This window comes from Blautia sp. An81, from assembly GCF_002161285.1.
Lineage (GTDB): Bacteria > Bacillota > Clostridia > Lachnospirales > Lachnospiraceae > Blautia > Blautia ornithocaccae.
The window spans coordinates 18,407-42,041 of record NZ_NFHH01000031.1; the positions used below are offsets into that span (position 1 = coordinate 18,407).

At 44.4% G+C, this 23,635-nt stretch carries 24 protein-coding genes; 17 read left to right on the forward strand and 7 right to left on the reverse strand.

Translation table 11 applies throughout. From position 1 onward, the window contains the following. Positions 1–68: 68 nt before the first annotated feature. From B5G33_RS21445 to B5G33_RS18235, 5 genes are all read left to right on the forward strand, one after another. Entirely contained in the window at positions 69–221 is a 153-nt protein-coding gene (locus B5G33_RS21445) for a hypothetical protein (RefSeq protein WP_158229652.1), read from the forward strand. 184 nt (positions 222–405) lie between these two features. Next, positions 406–804 (forward strand): YbaN family protein, encoded by a 399-nt coding sequence (locus B5G33_RS18220; protein ID WP_087418653.1) that lies wholly within the window; start codon positions 406–408, stop codon positions 802–804. 30 nt (positions 805–834) lie between these two features. Further along, positions 835–2,586, forward strand: a complete 1,752-nt coding sequence (locus B5G33_RS18225; RefSeq protein ID WP_087418654.1) for an ABC transporter ATP-binding protein/permease — start codon at positions 835–837, stop codon at positions 2,584–2,586. Further along, positions 2,583–4,283, forward strand: coding sequence for an amino acid ABC transporter ATP-binding/permease protein (locus tag B5G33_RS18230; protein WP_087418655.1), 1,701 nt, complete (start codon positions 2,583–2,585; stop codon positions 4,281–4,283). The genes B5G33_RS18225 and B5G33_RS18230 overlap by 4 nt, the downstream gene beginning before the upstream one ends. Before the next feature lie 70 nt (positions 4,284–4,353). After that, complete coding sequence (locus tag B5G33_RS18235) at positions 4,354–5,910, forward strand: GGDEF domain-containing protein (RefSeq protein WP_087418656.1); 1,557 nt, start codon at positions 4,354–4,356, stop codon at positions 5,908–5,910. Positions 5,911–5,945: 35 nt separating this feature from the next. Here the strand turns inward: B5G33_RS18235 and B5G33_RS18240 are convergent, their stop codons facing one another. Genes B5G33_RS18240 through B5G33_RS18270 form a run of 7 tightly spaced genes read right to left on the reverse strand, consistent with a single transcriptional unit; the run spans position 5,946 to position 10,851 of the window. Next, positions 5,946–7,025, reverse strand: coding sequence for a type IV pilus twitching motility protein PilT (locus B5G33_RS18240; RefSeq protein ID WP_087418657.1), 1,080 nt, complete (start codon positions 7,023–7,025; stop codon positions 5,946–5,948). Positions 7,026–7,062: 37 nt separating this feature from the next. Beyond that, complete coding sequence (locus tag B5G33_RS18245; RefSeq protein ID WP_087418658.1) at positions 7,063–7,509, reverse strand: hypothetical protein; 447 nt, start codon at positions 7,507–7,509, stop codon at positions 7,063–7,065. After that, a complete protein-coding gene (locus B5G33_RS18250; protein ID WP_087418659.1) occupies positions 7,506–7,955 on the reverse strand; it encodes a type IV pilus modification PilV family protein in 450 nt (149 codons plus the stop codon). Before B5G33_RS18250 ends, B5G33_RS18245 begins: the two co-directional genes overlap by 4 nt. Beyond that, entirely contained in the window at positions 7,952–8,455 is a 504-nt protein-coding gene (locus B5G33_RS18255; protein ID WP_087418660.1) for a DUF4860 domain-containing protein, read from the reverse strand. Before B5G33_RS18255 ends, B5G33_RS18250 begins: the two co-directional genes overlap by 4 nt. 3 nt (positions 8,456–8,458) lie before the next feature. After that, entirely contained in the window at positions 8,459–8,788 is a 330-nt protein-coding gene (locus B5G33_RS18260; protein WP_087418661.1) for a hypothetical protein, read from the reverse strand. A gap of 12 nt (positions 8,789–8,800) precedes the next feature. Beyond that, complete coding sequence (locus B5G33_RS18265; protein WP_087418662.1) at positions 8,801–9,850, reverse strand: type II secretion system F family protein; 1,050 nt, start codon at positions 9,848–9,850, stop codon at positions 8,801–8,803. 44 nt (positions 9,851–9,894) lie between these two features. Beyond that, positions 9,895–10,851 (reverse strand): transglutaminase domain-containing protein, encoded by a 957-nt coding sequence (locus tag B5G33_RS18270; protein WP_087418663.1) that lies wholly within the window; start codon positions 10,849–10,851, stop codon positions 9,895–9,897. A 291-nt stretch (positions 10,852–11,142) separates the two neighbouring features. On the opposite strand from B5G33_RS18270, the gene B5G33_RS18275 reads away from it, so the two are divergent. From B5G33_RS18275 to B5G33_RS18330, 12 genes are all read left to right on the forward strand, one after another. Then, positions 11,143–12,396 carry an AfsR/SARP family transcriptional regulator gene (locus B5G33_RS18275; RefSeq protein WP_087418664.1) on the forward strand — a complete coding sequence of 418 codons (1,254 nt, stop codon included), beginning with the start codon at positions 11,143–11,145 and terminating at the stop codon, positions 12,394–12,396. A 21-nt stretch (positions 12,397–12,417) separates the two neighbouring features. Beyond that, positions 12,418–12,894, forward strand: a complete 477-nt coding sequence (locus B5G33_RS18280) for a hypothetical protein (RefSeq protein ID WP_087418665.1) — start codon at positions 12,418–12,420, stop codon at positions 12,892–12,894. 210 nt (positions 12,895–13,104) lie between these two features. Then, positions 13,105–13,302 (forward strand): hypothetical protein, encoded by a 198-nt coding sequence (locus B5G33_RS18285; protein ID WP_087418666.1) that lies wholly within the window; start codon positions 13,105–13,107, stop codon positions 13,300–13,302. Further along, positions 13,292–17,830 (forward strand): SpaA isopeptide-forming pilin-related protein, encoded by a 4,539-nt coding sequence (locus B5G33_RS18290; protein ID WP_158229653.1) that lies wholly within the window; start codon positions 13,292–13,294, stop codon positions 17,828–17,830. The genes B5G33_RS18285 and B5G33_RS18290 overlap by 11 nt, the downstream gene beginning before the upstream one ends. Before the next feature lie 14 nt (positions 17,831–17,844). Then, a complete protein-coding gene (locus B5G33_RS18295) occupies positions 17,845–18,423 on the forward strand; it encodes a hypothetical protein (RefSeq protein ID WP_087418668.1) in 579 nt (192 codons plus the stop codon). Between the two features lie 41 nt (positions 18,424–18,464). Next, positions 18,465–18,959: a signal peptidase I gene (locus B5G33_RS18300; RefSeq protein ID WP_087418669.1), complete on the forward strand. Its 495-nt coding sequence runs from the start codon at positions 18,465–18,467 to the stop codon at positions 18,957–18,959. A gap of 48 nt (positions 18,960–19,007) precedes the next feature. Beyond that, entirely contained in the window at positions 19,008–19,691 is a 684-nt protein-coding gene (locus tag B5G33_RS18305) for a SipW-dependent-type signal peptide-containing protein (RefSeq protein ID WP_087418670.1), read from the forward strand. 39 nt (positions 19,692–19,730) lie between these two features. Then, positions 19,731–20,333, forward strand: a complete 603-nt coding sequence (locus B5G33_RS18310; RefSeq protein ID WP_087418671.1) for a TasA family protein — start codon at positions 19,731–19,733, stop codon at positions 20,331–20,333. Positions 20,334–20,369: 36 nt separating this feature from the next. Then, the gene (locus B5G33_RS18315; RefSeq protein ID WP_087418672.1) at positions 20,370–20,867 is read left to right on the forward strand and encodes a signal peptidase I; all 498 of its coding nucleotides are present in this window, start codon (positions 20,370–20,372) and stop codon (positions 20,865–20,867) included. Further along, positions 20,864–21,493, forward strand: coding sequence for a hypothetical protein (locus B5G33_RS18320; protein ID WP_087418673.1), 630 nt, complete (start codon positions 20,864–20,866; stop codon positions 21,491–21,493). Before B5G33_RS18315 ends, B5G33_RS18320 begins: the two co-directional genes overlap by 4 nt. 25 nt (positions 21,494–21,518) lie before the next feature. Next, entirely contained in the window at positions 21,519–22,298 is a 780-nt protein-coding gene (locus tag B5G33_RS18325; protein WP_087418674.1) for a hypothetical protein, read from the forward strand. After that, positions 22,295–23,443, forward strand: a complete 1,149-nt coding sequence (locus B5G33_RS18330; protein ID WP_087418675.1) for a MucBP domain-containing protein — start codon at positions 22,295–22,297, stop codon at positions 23,441–23,443. The genes B5G33_RS18325 and B5G33_RS18330 overlap by 4 nt, the downstream gene beginning before the upstream one ends. Positions 23,444–23,635 lie beyond the last annotated feature (192 nt).

Consider the following 23,635-nt stretch of genomic DNA (forward strand, 5'->3'; position numbering starts at 1 on the left):
AGCCTGTTGTTTTAAGAGGGGGACTTAAAACAGCAGGCTTTTTAAAAAATCGAAACGGGGAGATTTAAATGGAAGACTCTGAGAGAAGGAAGAAAAGACAGCAGGACCGGGAAATCCAGAGAAGAGAGATGGAAAGGAGGGAGAGAGAAAAACTTCCGAAGTGCAGCACGATGTTGGAATCGTTTATGGGGAAAAAACAGACTTTATCCTGTGTATTATGATTGATGAAATCACAAGTGAGGCAGAAAAATATTGACAAAGATAATGGGAATATGGTATATAAATACAAGGTAGACGCAGCTAACTCATTTATGAAGCCGCGCTTTTTTTAAGACTATAAGTTAAATATAACTAACCATTTAGAAGTTTTAAGGAAGAAACTCTAACAAGGTAGAAAGGAAAAATATGAAGAAAAATCCATTAAAGCTATTTTGGATGATACTTGGTTTTATATGCCTGGGTCTGGGAACTGTGGGAGTGGTCCTCCCTATTCTCCCTACAGTACCTTTTTATATGGCTACAGTTTTCTGTTTTGCCAAAAGCTCCAGAAAACTTCACGACTGGTTCATGGGAACCAGTCTGTATAAGAAACATCTGGAATCTTTTGTACAGAAGAAGGCTATGACTATGAAAACAAAACTGACCATTGTGGGAACGGTTACCTTGGTAATGGCGGCAGGATTTCTCATGATGAGCAATGTTCCTGTAGGAAGGATCTGTCTGGCAGCGGTATGGGTATGCCATCTGCTGTACTTCTTCCTCAGAGTTAAAACAGTAAGAGAGGGAGAAGGTGTATCTGCCTGATCTCCCGCAGAAAAACGAGGCTGAATATTTATGATCAAGACAAGACTGGTGAGACTGCTGTCTCACGCAAAAAAATATATAGTATATAACATTCTCTGGCAGTGGATCGCACTTTTGGCTCAGATCCTTGCGGTGTTCTCCATTGCAGAGCTTTTGGGTAAAGTGGTGGATGCCGAAAATCTGCCCCAGGCCCTGGGAGAACTGTCCCTGGGAAGGACAGTTTTCCTCCTTGTTCTGGCTGTGGCAGTCCGGTTTCTCTGTGAGCGGATGGCGGCCAGGGCTTCTTATGAAGCCAGCGTAGATGTAAAGAGGATCCTGCGGAAGAAAATCTATGAAAAACTCCTGAGGCTGGGAGCTTCTTATAAAGAGAAAACATCTACTTCAGAGGTGGTTCAGCTAAGCACCGAAGGCGTAGAACAACTGGAAATATATTTTGGAAAATACCTTCCCCAGCTTTTTTACAGCCTTCTGGCACCTCTGACTCTTTTTTTGATTTTATCTTTTGTAAACCTTAAGGCCAGCCTGGTATTACTGATCTGTGTGCCTTTGATTCCCATATCCATTGTAGCAGTACAGAAATTTGCAAAAAAACTGCTGAGCAGATACTGGGGTGTTTATACAGGTCTTGGAGACAGCTTCCTGGAAAACCTCCAGGGCCTGACTACTTTGAAAATCTATCAGGCAGATGAGCAGAAAGCAGAGGAGATGGACCAGGAAGCTCAGGAATTCAGACGGATAACCATGAAGGTCCTGACTATGCAGCTAAATTCTACCAGCGTTATGGACATTGTAGCTTACGGTGGCGCGGCAGTGGGGATGATCGTGGCTGTCAGCGAATTTCTTGTAGGAAGACTGGACTTTTCCGGGACCCTTGCCATTATTCTTCTGGCTTCAGAGTTTTTTATTCCCCTGCGGCTTCTGGGATCCTTTTTCCACATTGCCATGAACGGTATGACAGCCAGTGACAAGATTTTTCATCTCCTGGATCTGGAGGAACCAGAAAAGGGAGAAGAGAAAATGTCTCCGGAGAACTTTGATATAGAACTGCAAAATATACGGTTTTCTTACGAAGAGGACAGAGAAATCCTGAAAGGGGTCAGCCTGGTTATTCCCCAAGGTTCCTTTGTGTCTCTGGTAGGAGAGTCCGGCTGTGGGAAAAGTACCATTGCCGGTCTGCTTACCGGAAAGCTTCAGGGCTATCAGGGAGAAATCCATATAGGAGAAAAGCCCCTGGCCCAAATCCAGGAAAGGGAACTGATGGACCACATAACCCTTGTACGGCATAACAGTTACCTTTTTAAGGGAACAGTGGCAGAGAATCTGCAGATGGCAAAGCCTGAGGCTGAAGTGGAAGAAATGAGGAGTGTGCTCTCCAGAGTGAATCTGCTGGGATTTTTAGATGCTCAGGAGGGACTTGAGACAAAACTTCTGGAACAGGGAGCCAATCTGTCCGGAGGCCAGCGTCAGAGACTGGCCCTTGCCAGAGCTCTTCTCCATGACACCCCGGTATATATCTTTGACGAAGCTACTTCAAACATAGATGCGGAAAGCGAGGATCTGATCATGGAAGTGATCCGGGAACTGGCCAAGACCAGAACTGTCCTTCTTATCTCCCACAGACTGTCCAATGTGGCGGCTTCTGACAGGATTTACCTTCTGGACCAGGGGGAGATCCGGGAGGCAGGAACCCATGAGGAATTGATGAAACGGAGAGGCGTTTACTGCAGACTTTATGAAACACAGAAAAATCTGGAAATGTATGGAAGGGAGGAGAAGGGATGACCGGGGCAAAAAAAGAAAGAAGAAGCGGGATTCGGATCATGGCTCAGCTTATCGGCCTTGTAAAGCCTCTGCTCCACATTATGACGGCGGCTATTCTCCTAGGTGTTCTGGGATACCTCTGCGCCATTTTCCTGACTATCCTGGCAGGCCAGGCGATCCTGAAAGGAAGTGGCCAGAACCTGTTCCTGCTTATGGGAATCCTGGCAGTCTTCAGGGGGATCCTTCACTATGCGGAACAATACTGCAACCATTTTATTGCCTTTAAACTGCTGGCGATCATCCGCCATAAAGTTTTTGCTGCTCTGCGAAAGCTTTGCCCGGCAAAGCTGGAGGGAAGAGATAAGGGAAATCTGATTTCCATTATCACTACAGACATCGAGCTTTTGGAGGTCTTTTATGCTCATACTATCTCCCCTATTGCCATTGCCTTCCTCACTTCTCTGATCATGGTAATTTTTATAGGAAGCTATCATATCCTGGCGGGACTCTTTGCCCTGGCTGCCTATGTGGTGGTAGGAGCAGTGATCCCCTTGTGGAACGGGAAAAGAGGAGGAAACCGGGGAATGGAATTCCGTACCGGTTTTGGCGAATTGAACAGCTTTGTCCTGGACTCTCTCAGAGGTCTGGATGAGACTATTCAATACGGACAGGGAGAGAAACGGGAACGGGAAATGGAAGAACGTTCCATCAGACTGGGAAATCTCCAGAAGGGGCTCAGCCGTCTGGAAGGCTCTCAGAGGTCCTTTACCACACTGGCTATCCTGGCCTTTTCCTTTGGAATGCTTTTCTTTACCCTGTATCTGGGACAGCAGGGAGAACTGGACTTTGGAGGAATCCTCACTTGTACTATTGCTATGATGGGTTCCTTCGGCCCGGTAACAGCCCTGTCCAGTTTGTCTAACAACCTGAATCAGACCCTGGCCAGCGGAGAGAGAGTCCTTTCCATTCTGGAGGAAGAGCCTCTGGTAGAAGAGATCCCGGAAAATATTTCTTCAGAGGCCTTACAGGGGGCAGATAAAGGGGAAGCACATCCGGCGGCTTTTGCCTTTACAGGAGCCAGGGCTGAACATGTGACCTTTGCCTATGAGGATGAAGTAATATTGAAAGACTATTCTCTTGAAATGCCCCAGGGAAAGATCATCGGAATCCATGGAGCCAGCGGCTCCGGAAAGTCTACGCTCTTAAAACTGTTGATGCGGTTCTGGGATGTGGACCAGGGGGCTGTGAAACTTTCAGAAACGGATGTACGGCAGATTCCTACAGTACAGCTCAGGAACACAGAATCCTATGTGACCCAGGAAACTCATTTGTTCCATGATTCCATTGCCAATAATATTGCCATAGGAAAGCCTGGGGCCAGTCGGGAGGAAATCATAGAGGCAGCGAAGAAGGCTTCTATCCATGACTTTATTATGATCCTTCCAAAAGGGTATGAAACAGAGGTGGGAGAACTGGGAGATACCCTTTCAGGAGGAGAAAAACAGAGGATCGGCGTGGCCAGAGCCTTTCTCCATGACGGGCCTTTCCTCCTTCTGGACGAACCTACCAGTAATCTGGATTCCCTGAACGAAGGAATTATCCTGAAGTCTCTGAAGGACTCCTGCCAGGAGAAGACGGTAGTGCTGGTTTCCCACAGAAAATCCACCATGAATCTGGCTGACAAAGTCTATACTATGGACAATGGAAGAATTTCATAGAGAAGGTATTCAGAAAAAGGATTGCGTGCAATCCTTTTTTCATGCTATCATAGAACACAGGTGAATTGGAATGGAAAGTTTTTATTTAGCATGGATAAACCTTGTGGAAAATCTAAAAATACTGGTACGTGTACCAGAGGAGATAAGAGACAGTTTCTGGGAACAGCTTCTTGACAATAACCGGCGTCTGATGACTGTGATCAGTATTCTGGCTGCCCTTGTGCAGGCAGTCAATATCTTTCATGTTCTGATGGGGTCTGAAAGCGGACTTGAGACACTGAATAACCGGATTTATTTTGCTTTTTACTGTACATTTCTTCTGATCAATCTGGGCTTTCTGGCGGCCCAGGAAATATTCAGAAAGAAGCAGTGGAAAAAGAGGCAGATATTCCTTCAGGGTGGATACTGCGCTGTGGGAGTGGTCTGGAACTGCATGCTGAACTATTACGATATTACAAAAGCCCAGGACGGATGGAACCTTTCGGTGATTGTGACCTGCATCATGGGTTCGGCCATTATTGTTCAGGCGCTGCCCATTTACGCTCTCAGTGTTTACGGCGGCGCATCCCTGGCTTTTTCCCTGGCAGCCTTTCCTTACATTCAGTTCGGCGGCCTGATCAATGTGACCGTAGCCGGGGGGATGGCAGTGATCGCTTCTTCGGCCAGATACTGGTATAAGGTAAAGGAACTGTCTCAGCAAAGGGAAATCCGGAAGATAAATCAGCAGCTGATAAAAGAAGGAGAGGAACTGAGCCTGAGCCTGGAAAAAATCCGTCTGCTCATGGATAAAATGGATCATATCATCTATGAATGGGATATTGAAAAAGGACAGATTTCTTTCTCTGCAAAATGGATAGATAAGTTTGGCGAAGATACCCAGATCACAGATGATTTGCAATGGCTTGAGCAGACCAGATGCATGACTTCGGAGGAAAAAGGGAAACTTCTGAATGGAGTGGAAAAAGCCATGGAACAGAAGAAAATCTTTGAAGAAGAAATCCAGCTGACGGACAAGGAAGGAAGTACCCAGTGGTATCTGCTCCGTTTGTATTTCCAGTATGGCAAAGATGGAGAAGCCAGGTCCGGCGTAGGTTTTCTCATTAATATCCAGAAACAGAAAGAGGAGCTGGAGACTTTGGAAGGAGAGATGAGCCGGGACTATCTTACCGGTGTCATGAACCGAAAAGGCATCCAGGAATATGCCGAGAGTGAATTGAAGAAAAAAGACAGGGATAGGCAGATGGCCATGATTCTTATTGACCTGGATAATTTTAAAAAGGTCAATGACAGATACGGCCATCCTTTCGGGGATCAGGTCCTTATCCGAACAGGAGAAAGGCTCTCTGAAATCTTCAGGAGCTGCGGTTTTGTAGGAAGGATCGGCGGAGATGAATTTATGGCGGTCCTTGCTGTGAAAGATCAGGAAGAACTGAAGGACAGGATCAGAGAACTGAGAGATTGTCCGGTGCTCCTGGAGCAGCAGGGAGAAATGGTAAAAACAGAGTTCTGTGCCGGCACGGCAGTAGCCGCTCCGGAAGATACTTACCAGACGCTGTATCAAAAAGCAGATCAGGCTTTATATAAAGCAAAAAATACAGGAAGAGGAGAAACTTACCTGGCAGGGTGAGTTTCTCCTCTTCCTGTGTTTTCAGGACACTGTCTTCAGCGGCCCAGATTTCGTATGAGCATTTCCGGATTTGAGGCATAGTCCAGAGCAGTCTGCCTGGTGATAGCCCCTGCCCGGAAGAGTTTCAGAAGACTGGAATCCATGGAACACATAGCCTCTGAAGAAGAATTATAAATCTGTCCCTCGATCTGGGGGATTTTTCTTTCCCGGATCATATTTCTGAGAGCAGGAGTCATGGTCATGATCTCAAAGACCGGAATACGTCCCCCGTCAGCAGAAGGAACCAGCTGCTGAGAAATAATGCACTGGAGCACCATGGAAAGCTGGACAGAGATCTGCTTCTGCTGATTGGCAGGAAATACATCAATAATACGGTCGATGGTATTGGCTGCTCCTATAGTATGGAGAGAAGAGAAGATCAGATGTCCGGTCTCCGCAGCGGTCATGGCTACCTGCATAGTCTCATAGTCACGCATTTCCCCCAGGAGGATCACATCAGGACTCTGACGGAGAGAGGCCCTGAGAGCAGAAATATAGCTGACAGTATCTGTGGTGATCTCCCTCTGGCTGACAATGCTCTTTTCATGGCGGTGCAGATATTCCAGAGGATCTTCCAGAGTGATAATGTGTTTTTCGCGATGTTTATTGATGTAGTCGATGATACAGGCCAGAGTAGTGGACTTTCCGCTTCCAGCAGTTCCGGTTACCAGGACCATGCCTTTGTTTAAGTCTCCCAGATGTATGATCCCCTCCGGAATTCCCAGCTCCTGGGGAGATGGAAGAGTAAAAGAGATAATGCGGATCACCGCTGCAGCAGAACCACGCTGCATATAAGTGTTTACCCGGAAACGGCTGACCCCCGGGATAGCAAAGGAAAAGTCATCGTCTCCCTTTTCGGTGAGAGACGCCATGCTGCGATGGGATGCAAGAGCATAGATATCTTCAATGAATCCCATAGTGTCTTCCGGCATAAGCCGTTCCTGGGAATACTCCAGGATCTGATCATTTAAACGATAGGACAGGGGACGGCCTGCAACAACGAAGATATCTGAGGCCTTTAAAAGTGAAATCTCCTTTAAGATTTCCTGAGTTTCTTTTTTTATTGTTTCATTCATAAATATGCCAATCCTTTCTGGGGCTTTTAAGCTCCTGCTACTCAGACAGAGCGTTGGGATCCAGAAGGTTCAGAGAGCTTTTATCCTCCCAATCTCCAGTGCTTACCTGTTTAAAAGAAGTAACCCGGTAAAGCTGTCCTTCATTTTCTTCAGGAGAAACCGGGACCAGAGTTACCTGAAGGGCCTTTTCCCCTTCAATAGGAATAGAAAAATCATAGGTTTGATCTTCCAGGAGCTGTTCAAAGGTACCTGCTTCATAGGCCTGATGGAGTTCATGATCAATAGAGGCAATCTCTTCCAGTGCCAGAGCCTTTGCTTCTTCATAGGATTGGGATTCCTGGACAGACTGCCGGCAGAATACAGCGCCTCTTCTAGCACTCATATAAGCCAGGAGAGCAAAAGCTACCATGGCCAGAATCACAAATACTGTAAGGATTGAGGCAGTCCCGGCATTTACTATAGGAAAAATTTTCTTTTTTTTCATGATCCTTCACCAGCCTTTAAAGGAATATAGCAGCTTACATCCAGAGTGCACAGGGGTTCTTCTTTATCTGTTACCTGGATTTCACCCTTCAGGAGATGTTCTTCCCAGGAACTCTCCGAAAGAGTAAGGGTCAGAAGGTAGGTTTCCTGTTCGAGAGTGCAGGGCTGCCATTCTTCATCATAATAAATTGTCAGAAGGGAATCTCTCTGCTGGGCGTCGGGATATTCCCGGAGGATTTCTGAGAAGGACCCTTTACCGGCTTCAAAAAGAGCAGATACATTTTTAGCGCAGACCAGAGCCTGATTCCGGGCGTGGGTCTGCTGGGACAGGGTCCTGGCTTGAACAAAAAGCTGCAGGCAGACGGCGCCTGCCAGAGCAAAGAAAAAAATAGCCAATATCAGTTCCAGCAGAAAAAGATTGGAACGTTTCGCAGGGGCTTTTCTCATGACGTCTCCCCTCCTGTCTCAGAAGCACTGGGCTGCCAGCATAAAGTCTGAGAGTTTCCTCCGTCTTCTGTAAGAGTCAGGCGGAGCAGTCCTGTGGAAGTCTGCTCCAGCTCCATACTATCTATTTCCAGAAGAGGTGTCCCTCCGGAAAAATCGGGCTCCTGGTCCTCCCGTATAAAAAGTTCTGTTAAATGGCCTTCATAGACATAAATATAGGTAAGGTATGGAACCTCATTGACATTCTGGCTCAGACAAAGAGCATTTCCGTCTGGTCCTTTAGCCAGAGATATCCCTCCTTCCTGATCACAGCTTTTTAATTTCTGCTCAAGATAGGAAAGGGCAGTATACAGGTTATAATCCTGTCTTTCCTGAGTGACTGTCTTCTGATAAAGGACAGCTCCTGCCGCTGTCACTCCAAGAGCGGACAAGGCAAATACACAGAAAAGAGAAATCGTAAAAATCAGGTCAATAGAGTGGCTTTTTCGGAAATATCGGTTCAATCCCTATTCCTCCTTCCGGATAACAGTGATCTCAGGCATGAGATTTTCTCCCTGGGGCTGATAATCCACCAGGAAGCGGCGGCTGTCATAAGTGATCCCATAGTCCTCAGTGAGAGCTTCCAGGCTTTCCGGATAATAGCCGTTCAAAGCATAACAATGGACGGCACTTTCTACCAGAGCCTGCCGGAGCGTATCTTCCTCCTCCCGGCCTGAAACCCCGGACAATGAGGAAAGGCCTGTAAGGAAAAAAAACATAATAAGAAGAAAGACGCACAGAGACAGAATAAAACTCCTGATGGGTGATCTTTGCTTCTGGGTGACAAATCGTTTCATAGCAGCGCCCTCCTATATTCCGGCCAAAATTCCCATCAGAGGCATCATCACAGACAGAAGGATAAGGCCCACAACAATGGAAAGAATAGCCACCAGGGTGGGTTCAATAATAGAAACGGCGTTTCCCATAGCATCATCCAGCTCGTCCTGACAGCGGGAGGCAATTTTTTCCATGGCGTCATCTATGGATCCAGTCCTGTCCCCTACCATCAAAAGACGGGCCTCCATTCCGGTAAAGACCCCTGAGTGAGACAAAGCCTGAGCCAGAGGAGTTCCCTCCTCCAGGAGCTTTTTACACTGACTGATCTTTTCACGGAACAGAGAATTTTCTGTAAGCTCTCCAGCCATATCCATTCCCTCTTCAGGAGTGAGACCGCTCTTCAGGACCAGAGACATACCGCTGGCAAATCTGCAGGAGGCTTTTTTATCTGAGAAATTCCTGGTAAAAGGCAGTCTGGAAAAGATCGCAGACGCCTGCTTTCGCCCAGAAGAAGTTTTGGCAAAGTAGAGGCAGAGAAGGGCCAGCAGTACCAGTACGGCCAGCAGTACCAGGGAATATCGGTTCAGAGCCTGGCCCATATCCAGAAGGCCTCTGGATAGACCCTGCATGCTCTGTCCCAGCTGGGCGTATACCTGTTCGAATACAGGAAGGACTCTGGTGATCAGCACCAGCACTACCAGCACCATCATACCGATCATGATACAGGGATAGGTAACGGCGCTTTTCAGAGCAGCGGCCAGATCCGATTCTCTTTCATAATGAACTGCCAGAGCTTCCATGACTTCGTCCAGACGTCCGGCCTGTTCTCCCAGCCGGACCATGTTCTGCATATATTGGGGGAATACCCCTGCGTCTTCCAGTCCCAGACTGAAAACCCCGGTGGAATTCAGTGTCTCCTGTATGGCAGACAGAATCTCACGCTCCTGGGAAGACGAGGTATCCTCCAGCATAATGGCAATTCCCTCCCCAGCTGAAATCCCGGCCTTCAGAACAGAAGAGATCTGAGAACAGAAAGAGGCCAGTTCAGCGGAAGAAAGGTTTTTTCCTGTAGTTTTCTTCATTTTTCAACCATCCTTTCAAAAAAATCCGGCTTCCGGTATTGGATTTACCGGGAATACATGACGGTATAATTAGAGCCGTCGCCGATATATTTCTTTACAGAGGAAGCTTTGTTTCCAGCAGCCAGTGTAGGATCGATGAGAGACCAGCTTTCTCCGTCAAATTCAATGATATTTTCTACCCAGCCCTTTTCTTCAAGCCAGGTACTGATCCAGGCATGATATACTTCTCCGGAATAACCGATTTCCAGCTTGGTGGGGATTCCCTGAGAACGGAGCATGGCAGTCATCAGGGCCGCATAGTCAAAGCAGATCCCTTTGCCGCTTTCCAGAGTTTCATCTACATCGGGCAGATAACCGCTCTGGACTGTTTTTGCCTTTTCTTCATCATAAGTGACGTTTTTGATCACATAGTCGTAGACTGCTCCCACAGCCTCCAGTCCGTCCTGAGCTCCCTTAGTCAGACTGGCCGCCTGAGCAACTGTCTGGCTTTCACTTGTAAACCAGGTATACTGGTTGGGATAGAGGAAAGGAGAAAATTCATTGTCTATCTGGACTTCCACAGTATCCTTATACAGATTGGAATAAAGGTCGTCTTCCACATGCTCCCGGACATCCAGGGTATAGGTGCCGTTTCCAGCAGTCAGCGGCAGCGGGGCGAAGGTCTGGGAAGGCTTCAGGTCATAGGTGTAGCGGACCTGGTCGGGAGTTTCAATAAAAAATTTTACTTTGGCGGCATTCCCTACATATCGGGCCATGAGATAGCCCTGGGAAATGTTCGATACATCTATTTCAATGGCTGAATTCCCCATAAGAACAGTACCAGGGGCCTCCGGGGTAAGAACCTTGGGCTGGCTGTCCCAGCTTTCCTCCTGAGAAGGAGCCGATGCTTTTTCTTTCTTATCCTGAGGCAAAGCTGAGGCGGACTGGCCGCTGCACCCTCCCAGAAGAAGAAAAATCGTGAGAAAACAGGAGATCAGCCGGAAATTCCGGGACTTTTTCATTTGCAGTCCTCCTCCTGTAGTTAATAACTAATATATTCCAGATTATCTTACCATTTTCTATAGAGAAGTGACAAGAGTTTCAGAGAAAAAGAATACAGAAACTGTTCCTGTGAGAAAAAAATTTTGTCAGGAAAAAAGAATACCGAACAGGATTGGTAAAAATTGGAAATTAGCAAAATGTCATATTGACTTTTTTTAGCGATGAGAATAACATTAAGGATAGACGTTGGAGCCGAGTCTAGGCTTCAGTGTCATCAAATAGAGAGTCTTAAAGTAAATGGAGAGTTATTTATGGAGGAAGGAAAAGCGGATTTAAAGGTTTATATGCTGGGGAAGTTTTCCATGGTATATGGAGGCCGGCCTGTGACTTTTAAAAGGAACAGTGCTACAAAAGTACTGAAACTGCTGCAGATTCTTCTGCATTACAGCGGAGCCAGAGGCGGCATTTCCAGAAGTCAGCTTCTGGAAGACCTGTATGGAAGAGAAGAAGTTTCCGATGCAGCCAATAATCTCCGGGTCACGGTACACAGACTAAAGAAAATGCTGGCAGACACCATCCTGCCGGACTACGATTATATACAGATAGAAGATGGAATCTATAAATGGAGAAGTCCTATGCCTACCTGGGTAGATGTGATAGACTTCTCAGAATATGTAAAGAAAGGCGAAGCAGAGACCAATGAAGCAGAGAGATACCGGCTGTTCAGGCACGCCTGTCTCCTGTATCAGGGCGATTTTCTTCCGGAACTGTCCGGTGAAGACTGGGTGATCATTAACAGCGTTGCCTATAAGAAGCAGTTTTCTATAGCGCTGTCAGGGGTATGGGAGTATCTGAAGTATATACAAAATTATGAGGAAATGCTGGAAATTTCTTCAGAGGCTGTACGGATCTATCCTTTCGATGAGTGGCAGGCTATGAAGATCGAAGCTCTGATGGGCCTGGACCGTTATAAAGAAGCAATGGACTTTTATGAGGAAACGGCCAGAATGTTCTTCGAAGAACTGGGTATCAGCCCTTCTTCCAGGATCATGAAGCTCTTTGACGAGATGAGCGCCAAAATGACCAGCAGCTATCAGACGGCAGGAGAGATAGAAAAGAAGCTGAAGGAAGAAGAGGAAAAATCCGGAGCCCTTTATATGAGCCTGCCCAGTTTCCGCGACAGCTACCGGCTTCTTCAGAGGATACTGGAAAGAAACGGTCAGTCAGCCTACCTTATGGTGATCACTATGGTAGACAGTAAGGGAAGACCTGCTGAAAGTACAAAGAAACAAGAAGAGTATTCGAAAGCGCTCCATGACGCAATCCAGAAAAGTCTTCGAAAAGGCGACTCTTTTACAAAATACAGCACTTCTCAGTTTTTGATCCTTCTTGTGGGGACCAACAAGGAAAACTGCAGACTGATCTTTGAAAGGATTGTAAATAATTTTTCCATGGAGCACAGGACCTGGAAAAACTATCTGAAATATTTTGCATCTTCGCTGGCTGAGGTAGAAAGCAACCAGTCGAGGATTCGGTTCCGAGGAAATGATTTTCACTGGAAATAAACAGCAGGGAGGGGAGGAAGTGTGAAAAAAGGCAGACTGCTTTTAGAAAGAGAACTGCCGAATCTGGTATGTTTATGTATTGACAGGAACCAGGACGGTGAGATCGGAGGGAGAATTTACAGCCGTTACAGCAGGGAGCCGGAAAACTTCGATAATATAGTCCAGATGATCCGGAACCTGGAAGCTTTTTATAACCGTATATCCTTTCCCCAGTCCTCTATGCAGCTGAGAGGCTTTGCAAAAGAAGAGGAACAGGATACTGGGAAAAGCGAAGACATCCGGAAGCTTTTAGATGCAGAGACTCTTCTTAATAATAAAGGAGAACATGTTACCTTCCTACTTGCCGTAAGATTCCGTCAGAACGCCACCTGGCAGGGAGAAATATACTGGGTGGAAGAAAAGAAAGAGGAAAAGTTCAAAAGCGTTCTGGAACTGCTGATACTGATAGATAATGCATTGTTTATGAAAAGCAGAGAAAAGACCAGAGAAAAATGGTGAAAAAGAAGTATAAAAATAAAAGACTGTTCAAAAAACAGAGGAAACATTTGCTATGTGAAAAATGTTTCCTCTGTTTTTTTGTATGCAGAAATTTTTCAAATAAATCATAAAATTCTATTCCTGAGCGGATTGGTAATGCTTTCAGTAATGGGTAATTTGCTAAAATTTTTCTAAACATTTAGAAAATATGATAAAGGAGGTGCGGAGAATATGAAACAACGATATCAGGAAACATTTCTGCTGAACATACAGAACCATCAAAACGCCACCTGGCAGGGGACGGTAACCTGGGTGGATCGACGACAGCGGCATAATTTCCGCAGTACTCTGGAATTGATCAAGCTGATAGAAAGTGCTTTTGATGTATATGAAAAAAAGGAAGGAGAAGAGACAGAACATGAAGATTAAAAAATCAAAAAGGCTGTTAGCGTTGATTCTGTGCATGGCACTTGTTCTGGGAACAAATACCTTTACTATGGCTGCCGATGCCAGCCAGTCCCAGGAAGAAATTGTTCAGGATGAGAGTACCTCCCAGGAAGGAACTGGGACCGAAGAGGTTCAGACACAGGCTCTGGAGGAGACGGGAGAGACAGTACCGGAACCGACTGAAGAGCAAACGGAAGAACCTGGACAAGAAGAAACTCAGGGGCAGACAGAAGGAACTTCAGGGACAGAGACTGAAGAGATGATTACAGAAGAACCTGGGACAGAAGAGAATACGCCAGAAACTGTACCGGAGGAAAACGGTGAGGAAGTGACGGGAGAGACGCCTACGGACATCACTGAGCCTACAGAGGGACTTGCTGAAAGTACAGGAAGTGCCGAGAATACGGGGACAGAGAATAGTGAGAATCTTGAGGATATGACTGGAGATGAGGCCGCAGGGAATGTGGAGGAAACTCAGGATACAAATACCCTGGAGGAACAGGAGTGGTCTCAACAGGTGGGAGATACCTTAGTAAAGGTGAAAGCACCTAAAGGAACACTTCCAGAAGAAGCAGTCCTTTTTGTGAGTGAAATAACAGCTCAGGAAGATATGGACAAAATAGAGGAAGCAGTGGAAGAAAAAGCCATAGAAGAAAAATTCTCTATTGAAAACATTCTTGCCTATGATATCAAGTTTATGGTGGGAGACACCGAGGTACAGCCAGAAGGAACCGTACAGGTAACTGTAGATGCTCCGGAAATTGCCAGTGGACAGGAAGCTTCTGTACTACATCTTAAGGATGACACGACAGTGGAAGACATGAATGGGGCTGTCGATACAGAAGGTCAGGTAGTATTTGATACAACTCATTTTTCAACGTATGTCATTGTGAACGAGGGAGATGAAGCGGTTACAATCAAGATTCAACATCTAAACCTTGATGGCGAAAAAATATATTCAGATGATGATCTTAGCCTTAATGTTGGAGAAACTATTAATAACTATGCAAAGGCAACGAATTGGGAGGTTGACAGGGTTGTTGTAAATGAGAAAGAGATTTCAAAAGATGAATTTAGTATGATTCAGGTTACGCAGGACAGTGAGATTAAGATCTACTATAAGCCCAAGGAATCAGAAATCTCAGGACAAGTTAAATTTTATGATTACACGGTAAAAGCAGGGCAAACCAGGTCTTGGGGAGAGGAAACCTATTATTCCTTTAATATGTTGGGAGATGAACCGAACGATCGCGAAGAAAAATTAACAGCAGGTACGGCAGATCAAAATTATGAGAATTATAAATATCACGTTTATACAGACGGGGCTGATGCAAATGCTTGGACTGGCAACCCGGGTGATGGAGAAGATGTTAAAGTTGTACATGGTCTTTTAAAAGGGGTAACTGATGGCGGAACTGGAGATGTGGAGTTTAACTATCCAGAACCGGGATTCTTTGAAGATAGCGATGCTACACAATGGATTAGAGGAGAAAGAAGATATTTAAGACATTTTTATAATAATTACACTCTGAATTTTGACCAGGAAGGTGATACATATACATTAGTATCTGTAAATGACCGATGGGGTACTCAGGTTGCCACCGCAGGTTCAAATTTCTATCCTTTAGATAATGTTAGCGTCGACTATGAAAGCGCTAATACAACGGGAGATGATGGAAAGAAACATAATCTTTATTTTGGAATGCGTTATGATGTGACATTTAAGATAGGAGATTATATAGGACCTCTAAATTACAATTTCTCTGGTGATGACGATTTGTGGGTTGTTTTAGATGGCGAAACAGTTGTAATCGATTTGGGTGGTATTCACAATGCAGCTGAAGCGAGTGTAGACTTATGGGATTATATAGTTGGTCCAGATGGTAGCCCGGAACAACTTTCAGAGGCGCAGAAGAACCAAGAGCATAGGCTTACTGTTTTATATATGGAGCGTGGGGCTGGAAAATCTAACTGTTCTATGAACTTTACACTTCCTTCTGCAGAGATTGTTGAAGTGTCAAAAGTTCCTATGGCAGATTTTCAACTTACAAAGGTTAATAGTGAAGGTATCGGACTTCCAGGAGCAGAGTTTGAATTAGTAAACCGGGAAACAGGGACAACTCAAACAGCTATTTCTAACGAAAGTGGAAATGTTAGTTTTACAAAACTGAGAGAGGGTACATATACATTAACGGAGACAAAGGCACCAAATGATTATATACTTCCGTCTTCGAATACCTGGGTTATAAAAGTGACAGCAAAAGATGACGAAACAGCGGAAGCCAAGATGTATTTATCTGACGGGGAAACAGAATACACACCTGGAGAGAATGGATACCAGATTGTCAATTATACCCAGCAGGAAGAGATAGAAAGGAACTTAGTATATGATAAATGGGTAACAGATGATAAGCAAAATGGGAGAGAATATACCATTCACCTTACAGCCGATTCCTTATCCCATACAGAGGGAACTGAGGGGCAGAATGCAAGTATTGTATTGGTGTTAGATCGATCAGGTTCCATGGGTGAGAGCGGTAGTATGGGGAAACTACGAGATGCGGCAAAGGCATTTGTAGACAAAGCTTTAGAATTATCACCAAATAGTGAGATTGCTTTGGTGAGTTTTTCTACCAATAGCTCTAAAGGTGAGTTTTTTACGCTTAGCCAGGAGTATGAGTCCGGTTGGGGGCGTTCGCAATTAGGAGCTGAGAAAATAAAAAATAGTATTGATGACTTAAATGCAGGTGGTTCTACATATTTGAATGAAGCGTTAGAAGATGCCTATGAATTGATAAGTGAAGATGCACAGAATAGTGCTAAGTATGTAATAACCTTTACAGACGGTGCTCCTGGATATAGTGGGGAAGGAGGAGCGACTGCGGAAGATGCCTATGAACAGGCAAAGCTGATTAAGGGAATTGCAACTCACTATACCATAGCATATGGAAATGCTACAAAAGATTCGTTTGACTGGGATGACCCAGATGATGAACGGGAAAAAGAGGTAGAAATCTCCTGTGCAGCTTATCTGAATCGTTTAGCTACAGAAGGAAAAGCTTATACGAGTAGTGAGACAGATGATCTTACCGATCTTTTCGAGGAAATTGCTGGTGATGTAGCCGAAGGCTTGAGTATTCAGGCAGATGAGATTGTGGATGTCATAGATGCCAGATTTGAGCTTACAGAAGAGACAAAAGATGCTCTAAGGACAAAAAATGAGGAACTCAAAAGCAAGAATGATCTTCAGGAAGATTGTATAATCATTGATGATGATAATGAGGATGGTACTACCATAATTACTTGGAAAGGTCCTGCAGCTTTAATAGCGTCTAAAGGTGAGGACAATTCTCATGGCTGGGCATATGACTTAAAGATTAAAGCCAAAGATGATTTCATCGGAGGAAATATGATTCCTACCAACGGGGCTGGATCAGGCATAGACTTGGGAGACAAGGGCAAAGCAGAATTCCCCAAGCCTACGGTTAATGTAAAACTCTTGAATTTGAAAATGGCGGATTCCGAAAATAAGGTTTTTTTAGGAGATACTATCAATCCAGTGAATACGTCAGATATAGAGGGAATTAGTCAGAAACTCTTAGAAACGTTAAAAATGGATGGAGATAAAACTATTCCTAATTTGAACGTGGATAACTTAAGATGGGGTCCAGTGGAGGGAGAACCTAATAAGATGACAGCCACTGTAGACTATAGTTATCAGGAAAACCCGAATGACGTTATCGGAACCTTCACCTTTACTTTCGATGCTACAAAGGGAAACCTAGAAGAACATGTGATAGATAAAGTAGGAGAGAGTATTGAAGAGAACGTTGAAGAGTATGTGATGACCGTGGAGTATACATCAAAAACTGTTCAGGAACGTCAGAACCAGATTAACGGAGATCTAACGTATAGAGAACCAGTAGGAACTGAGTTGACAGCTAATAATAATGATAGACCTATTACAGTTTCTACTGATGGTACGTATGGAATCAAAGTGGTGGCAGGAAAAGTTGAGGTAACGAAACATATTGATCCAACTGAGGTGAAAGGTTATCAGGGAGAACCCATATTTACCTTTAAATTAACCCGGACTTATGAGGGTAAGACACAGTCCTGGTATGAAAGCGTTAAATTTTCGGAAGAAGATATTAAAGCAGGGACAGGTACCAAGACAGTAACCTTTGAAAATCTTCCTAAAGGTACTTATACCGTAGAAGAGGTAAATGGTGGATCCTTACAGTTTAAACAGCATGGCGATGTGGCTTATAGTGTAAACACAGACGATACATTAAGATGTATAGTCAGAAACGGATTGCTTATTGGTCTAGAAAAGGATGGAGACAGGGACCGTATTGACACCAGAAACGGCTTGGTAAGCGTTAACAATAAACATTCTGGAAACAGTACAGACACAGACAATGATATTATTGTGAACCGTTTCAAGATAGAAAACGGAAAGGTTGTCATTACTCCGGATGAGTTAACTGGAACCAATGAAAATGAATAAGGAGGGAGAAGAGAATGAGAAAATTAAAGACAGTATGGAATTCCCATAAGAAAATTTTGCTTGCAGTCTGCCTCCTTGTTGTAATTGGTGCCGGTGCAACCATTGCTTACTACAGCGCATATACCCAGGCATTAACGAATACCTTTTCCGGCAGTAATATTGACACTGAGATTGAGGAGGAAACAGGGATCAACGGAAAGAAAGCTCCTTCCATAGAGAACACGGGGGCTTCCGAATGTATCGTAAGAATGCGAGTTAACATCTCACCGGAAAATGCAGGGGTTGTATTAAACTATGATACAACAAATTGGAAAGCTGGCGGAGATGGATTCTACTATTATCAAGGTGTGCTGCCTGTAGATGGAAAAACCGAGGCTCTATTTACACAGGTTACTCTAAATAACGGAGTTCCTGGCACAGTATCGACGTTAGAGGAATGGACAGCATTTTTAAAGAAATATCCTGATTTCTCTATAACTCTCTACCAGGAAGCTTCTCCAGCGTCTGTAGATGGTGAATCTGCATTAGTAAATGGAGCATATAACCAGGATGCAGCTATGAAAGTATGGAATAAATTTAAAGGTACGAACTAAGTTCTTGGCATACAGGATGGGGCAGAAGGGAGAAGAACCATATGTTTCGGAAAATCTGTAATTTTCTTCTGGGAGTTCTGATAATCGGATTACTGGTAATTGCGGGATTACTGCTTGTGCCGAGGCTGCTGGGTATGCAAAGCCTGGCAGTCCTCAGCGGCAGTATGGAGCCAGAGATTTCTGTGGGTTCCATTGTATATGCAGAACCGGTGGATCCCGAGTCACTGGAAGTGGGAGATGTTATCACATATCAGTTGGGAGAAGACACCAGAGTGACCCATAGGATTACAGAAATCAACGAGGAAGAACAGACATTTACAACCAAAGGTGATGCAAACGACAACGTAGACGGCTCACCGGTTCCCTACTCCAATGTAGTGGGGCAAGTAAAATATCATGTGCCGTATCTTGGATACATCAGCATATATATCAAGACTCCTTTGGGTATAGCAGTGGGATGCGGTATTTTAATTGTTATCATACTTCTTAACTTCCTGCCGGATATTTTCAGCAGTGAGGAAGAAAAAAAGAAATAATTGGCCGAAAGGCCATTTATAAAAAATAAAAGCAAGGAGAATAAGGTTATGAAAAACAAAAAAGTATTAAGCATGGTTGCAGCATTAGGTTTAGTTGCAGTTGTAGGAATTGGCGGTACTCTGGCATACTTCAACGACAGTACAAATGAATTGACAAACACCTTTACTATGGCACAACAGGGAATTGAAATGGAATTATGGGAGTCAGGTGTTAAAACCGATGGAAATGGAGGATATGACCAGGATCTTGATGCAGCTAAAGTGGTAGCAGGTGAAGATGGTGCTGGAAATCAGTATAAAGATCTTCAGCCAGGAGCTGATGTGTATAAAGACCCAACTATTACAATCAAAGCTAATTCTGTAGACTGTTATGTATATGCAAGCATTAAGACATATAATAATGCAAAAAATACAATTACTGCTATAAGTGATTCATGGAAAGCACTAGACGGAATAGAAACAGCCGGAAGTGACGCTGATGGAGCATATACAATTAAATATTATGTATATTGGGATAAAACGGCAAATACTCCCCAAGTGGTAAGAAAGAGTGATGATCCTCAGGATTTGATCGCTTTGTTTAAAAATGTTGATATTGCAACCGATTTGACAGATGCAACTAAGGAGTTAAGTGATATTGTTGTCAAATCTTCAGCCGTACAGGCTTCTAACATTGAGATTGCTGATGCTCAGGCAGAAGGCCTTAAATTATTAGGTTATGTGGCACAGTAAACTAAAAATAAGTTGTATTTTTAAGAGGAGAATAAAGTTATGAGAAATAAAAGAATTATCGCATTAGCAGGTACTGTAGCATTAGTAGGTGTTGTAGGAGTTGGAGCAACACTGGCTTACTTCACAGATACAGATAACACATTAAACACTGTAACAATGGGGCATGTGGATATTGACTTAGACGAGCCCATTTTCAGTGCAGAAAATGAAAACAATACAATCGAGAATGTAACACCAAACCAGACCATTACAAAAGACCCAACTATTACAGTAAAAGCTGATTCCGAAAGCTGCTATTTAAGAGCTAAAGTTCAGATTAACGGCTTAGAGCCTAACTGGGATGCTGAGTTATTAGAAGGAATCAATATTGATGATTCTCTTTGGGTATTAAGTGATGATGGATATTATTACTACCAGTACGCTGTAGGAAAAGCAGGCGTAGATCAGAAATTTAAACTTTTTGATACAGTGACTATTCCTGAAGAATGGGGAAATGAAATGACCGATAAAACTTTTACAATCGGTATTACCGCAGAAGCTATCCAGGCAGATAACTTTACACCAGAAGAAGCAAATGGTGTAATCACAGGATGGGTTAATTCTGAAGGAGAAGATATCACTGCCGAGACATACAATGAATAAGTAATAAAACTGTGATACCAGGGAGGAACCGTACATATGCTGTCAAAAATTTTAAATCTTATGGGAATTCTTTTGATGGCAGCGGTCATTCTGGTGGCCTTACCCCTTACTGTGCCTAAGCTGTTGGGATTCCAGATTTACGGAATCCTGACAGAGAGCATGGAGCCTGAGTTTTCAAAGGGTTGTGTAGTCTATGTTAAGCCTGCCAGCCCGGAAGAGATTCAGGTTGGGGATGTAATAACATATCGTATGGGTTCAGGTACAGATGTGACCACGACCCATAGAGTAACAGAAATTGACACTGAAAAACAGCAGTTTATCACCAAAGGAGATGCCAACACCTCAGCAGATATAGAACCAATACGGTTTTCTCAGCTTGAGGGAAGGGTAGTAGGTATGCTTCCCTGGCTTGGCAGATTTTCCCAAATCCTTCGTACAGGAATTGGAACCACAGCTTGTATAGCGGTGTTCCTTCTGGCTTTTATACTGTGGAAGGCAGCGGAAAAGATAAAGTTAAAGGAGAGTAGAAAGTGAAGAAGAAATATATGCTTATGGGCGTGGCAGCCGCTCTCATTACAACAACAATCATAGGTGGTTCTTTAGCAGCTATTCAGGTAAATGGAGAAGATGTTCGGCAGGATATCAATACCAGATCGTTAAACATTGAACTGACAGGCAGCGGAGCTGTGGAAGGTAATCTTTATCTGGAAAATGCCATGCCCGGTGGTGTGATTGACAAGGATATCAAGATTGAAAATACAGCGGATACTCCGCTTTACGCCCGGGTAACGATCCGGAAGTACTGGGGTGACTATGGGGCAGACAGCAGTGAACTGACCAAAGACTACAGTAAGGATACTGATAAGATTTCTTTGGAAGTCAATGGAGAATGGCTGGAAGATGAGAATGCCAGAGATGGTGGTGAGACTTCCGTATATTATTACCGCAATCCCATTGAACCTGGAACGGAACCTGTGGATATCCTGAAATCTTTGAAGATTGAAGCCGATCTTGATAACTCGTATGCAGATAAAGGAATCGGTCTGGAAGTTGAAGTAGACGCAGTGCAGACTTATGCCGCGGAAGATGCTATGCTTTCAGAATGGGGTATCGGGGCAGATATAGATGAAAACGGCACGATTATTGCCATTGAAGAATAACCGTATCAGAAAAGAGGAGGACAGCATGAAAAAGTTAAGAACATTTATCATAATAACTGCGTTGCTGCTGCTGAGTATGAATACGGTTGTTTTTGCAGCAGGAACACTTAATGTCTCCTTCAATGGAGAGGCGATACAGTATCAGGGAATGGAAAATTTCGCAGAAAACTTTTCCGATATGTATCCGGGAGAGAGCCGTACCCAGGAAATAGTCATTCAGAATAATGATGACAGGGATGTGGAGTTTTACCTTCAGCCTTCAGTGCTCCAGTCTTTTGAAGAGACAGTTAATGCCAGCGGGGCTGCTTATAATATTTCCCTGAAGCTCCATACAAAGGATGATACATACACCCTTTTCGGAGGAACTGAGGAAGATAACAGCGCCAGGATCGGCGGAGATGAGGTAGGTCTCGGCAATCTGAATGAGGCCATTGACGGCTGGATTTTCCTTACAACCCTTCAGCCTCAGGAAACAGCTTCCTTAGAAATGATGGTTGCTTTGGACGGAGAGTCCAACACCAATGATTATCAGAATGCATTAGGAACCTTTCAGTTTGAATTCGGAGTAGATTTTCCATCACCGGCGCCTCAGGCAGAACCAGAGATCATTCCCCAGTATGTGAAGGGTGACCCAGAATATGTTACCAGGACTGTGAAAGGTGATGATGTAGTCACTCGTGTTGTAAGAAGAGTAAAGACAGGCGATACAGCTCCGATCTTAGCTCTTTCAGCAGCAGGAATTGCAGCATTGGGAATCATTATTGTAGTTGGAAAGAAGAAAAGCAGAAAGGCGGATGACCTATGAAAAACAACAAATTCGTATGGGGCAGCAAAGCAGCAGCCTGTTTTGCCATATCTGCATTTCTTGCAGCAGCGCCTCTGGAGATTTATGCTGCAGAGCAGCAAACATATAATATTACTTTCAGCCCGGGAAAAGTTGGAGAGTTTACAGCAGATTTCATTGCGGAATGTGAAGCAGCCGGAGGCTCTGTCAGCGAAAGAACAGGAAGTGTAAAACTGAAAGTCCCGGCAGGGTCCTCAGTACAGCTTCCAAATCCCGCTGATGTCCAGATAAAAGAGGAGTATCAGGGCAGATATGTTGTAAACACAGACGATTCTTTCCTGACAGGCGAAAGCATCACAGCCGATCAGAGTGAGTCATATGTAGTAGATTATGCAGCGTTAGTAGAAGGCGTTACATATCGTATAGAATTTATTGATGCCGAAAGTGGAGAAGAAGTTGCAGCCCCGATCACTGCCCAGGGAAATGTTGATCAGGTAGTTCCCTATGTGGCAGAGACAATTGATGGCTATACTCTTTCCGGTGACAGTTCTCAGACAATGACCCTGACCAGCGGAGAGAACACCATGACCTTTACTTATACGAGAAATGTAGAGGAGGTACCGCCTCAGACACAGATTATTGAGACACCGGGTGATACGATCACACGGACGGAAACAGTACCGGGAGATAATGTAACAATTACAGAGTATCAGGGAGTTGGAACAGCAACAGGCGGTACAGGAACTGGAACTGCAGGAACAACCACTGGAACTGGTACTGCCGGACAGACAACAGCAGGTACTGGAACAGCAGCCGGAGCCGGAGATAATACAACCGGAACAGGTACTGCAGCGCAGCCGGGTGCGGATCAGAATGGAACCGCTGCAGATGACGGAACTGGCACACAGACAGACGAAGGCACTACTGTAATCGGAGACGAGGAAGTGCCGTTAGGACAGACAGATCTGGATGAACAGGATGAAAACCAGGATACCGAGCAAGGAACCACGGAGATAGAGGATGAAGATGTGCCTCAGGGAGATATTAATGTAGATGAAGGCAGCCAGGATAAAGGCATGAATCCTGCTCCCCTTGTTGCAGCAGGTGTTGTAGTAGTCGTTGCAGCAGCCGGTGCGATCTATTATTTCATTAGACGCAGAAAATAATCAACTGCAATGAAAAAGTAATTAAGCCGTTAAAACGATGTACGAGAAGTACTGGTTTTAACGGCTTTTTACTAGAGGGCGTAAAATTTTCTGTGTCTATGGGAAAAATTCTTCTTTGATAAGAAACAGATATGTATAATTGTCTTGTCGGAACTTCTGCTTTTTGGCTGTCGAATTACTTATCTGTTTATA

Coding starts and splice junctions, on each gene's coding strand:
- B5G33_RS21445 (WP_158229652.1), top strand. CDS start 69: ATGGAAGACTCTGAGAGAAGGAAGAAAAGACAGCAGGACCGGGAAATC.
- B5G33_RS18220 (WP_087418653.1), top strand. CDS start 406: ATGAAGAAAAATCCATTAAAGCTATTTTGGATGATACTTGGTTTTATA.
- B5G33_RS18225 (WP_087418654.1), top strand. CDS start 835: ATGATCAAGACAAGACTGGTGAGACTGCTGTCTCACGCAAAAAAATAT.
- B5G33_RS18230 (WP_087418655.1), top strand. CDS start 2,583: ATGACCGGGGCAAAAAAAGAAAGAAGAAGCGGGATTCGGATCATGGCT.
- B5G33_RS18235 (WP_087418656.1), top strand. CDS start 4,354: ATGGAAAGTTTTTATTTAGCATGGATAAACCTTGTGGAAAATCTAAAA.
- B5G33_RS18240 (WP_087418657.1), bottom strand. CDS start 7,025: ATGAATGAAACAATAAAAAAAGAAACTCAGGAAATCTTAAAGGAGATT.
- B5G33_RS18245 (WP_087418658.1), bottom strand. CDS start 7,509: ATGAAAAAAAAGAAAATTTTTCCTATAGTAAATGCCGGGACTGCCTCA.
- B5G33_RS18250 (WP_087418659.1), bottom strand. CDS start 7,955: ATGAGAAAAGCCCCTGCGAAACGTTCCAATCTTTTTCTGCTGGAACTG.
- B5G33_RS18260 (WP_087418661.1), bottom strand. CDS start 8,788: ATGAAACGATTTGTCACCCAGAAGCAAAGATCACCCATCAGGAGTTTT.
- B5G33_RS18265 (WP_087418662.1), bottom strand. CDS start 9,850: ATGAAGAAAACTACAGGAAAAAACCTTTCTTCCGCTGAACTGGCCTCT.
- B5G33_RS18270 (WP_087418663.1), bottom strand. CDS start 10,851: ATGAAAAAGTCCCGGAATTTCCGGCTGATCTCCTGTTTTCTCACGATT.
- B5G33_RS18275 (WP_087418664.1), top strand. CDS start 11,143: ATGGAGGAAGGAAAAGCGGATTTAAAGGTTTATATGCTGGGGAAGTTT.
- B5G33_RS18285 (WP_087418666.1), top strand. CDS start 13,105: ATGAAACAACGATATCAGGAAACATTTCTGCTGAACATACAGAACCAT.
- B5G33_RS18290 (WP_158229653.1), top strand. CDS start 13,292: ATGAAGATTAAAAAATCAAAAAGGCTGTTAGCGTTGATTCTGTGCATG.
- B5G33_RS18295 (WP_087418668.1), top strand. CDS start 17,845: ATGAGAAAATTAAAGACAGTATGGAATTCCCATAAGAAAATTTTGCTT.
- B5G33_RS18300 (WP_087418669.1), top strand. CDS start 18,465: ATGTTTCGGAAAATCTGTAATTTTCTTCTGGGAGTTCTGATAATCGGA.
- B5G33_RS18305 (WP_087418670.1), top strand. CDS start 19,008: ATGAAAAACAAAAAAGTATTAAGCATGGTTGCAGCATTAGGTTTAGTT.
- B5G33_RS18310 (WP_087418671.1), top strand. CDS start 19,731: ATGAGAAATAAAAGAATTATCGCATTAGCAGGTACTGTAGCATTAGTA.
- B5G33_RS18315 (WP_087418672.1), top strand. CDS start 20,370: ATGCTGTCAAAAATTTTAAATCTTATGGGAATTCTTTTGATGGCAGCG.
- B5G33_RS18325 (WP_087418674.1), top strand. CDS start 21,519: ATGAAAAAGTTAAGAACATTTATCATAATAACTGCGTTGCTGCTGCTG.
- B5G33_RS18330 (WP_087418675.1), top strand. CDS start 22,295: ATGAAAAACAACAAATTCGTATGGGGCAGCAAAGCAGCAGCCTGTTTT.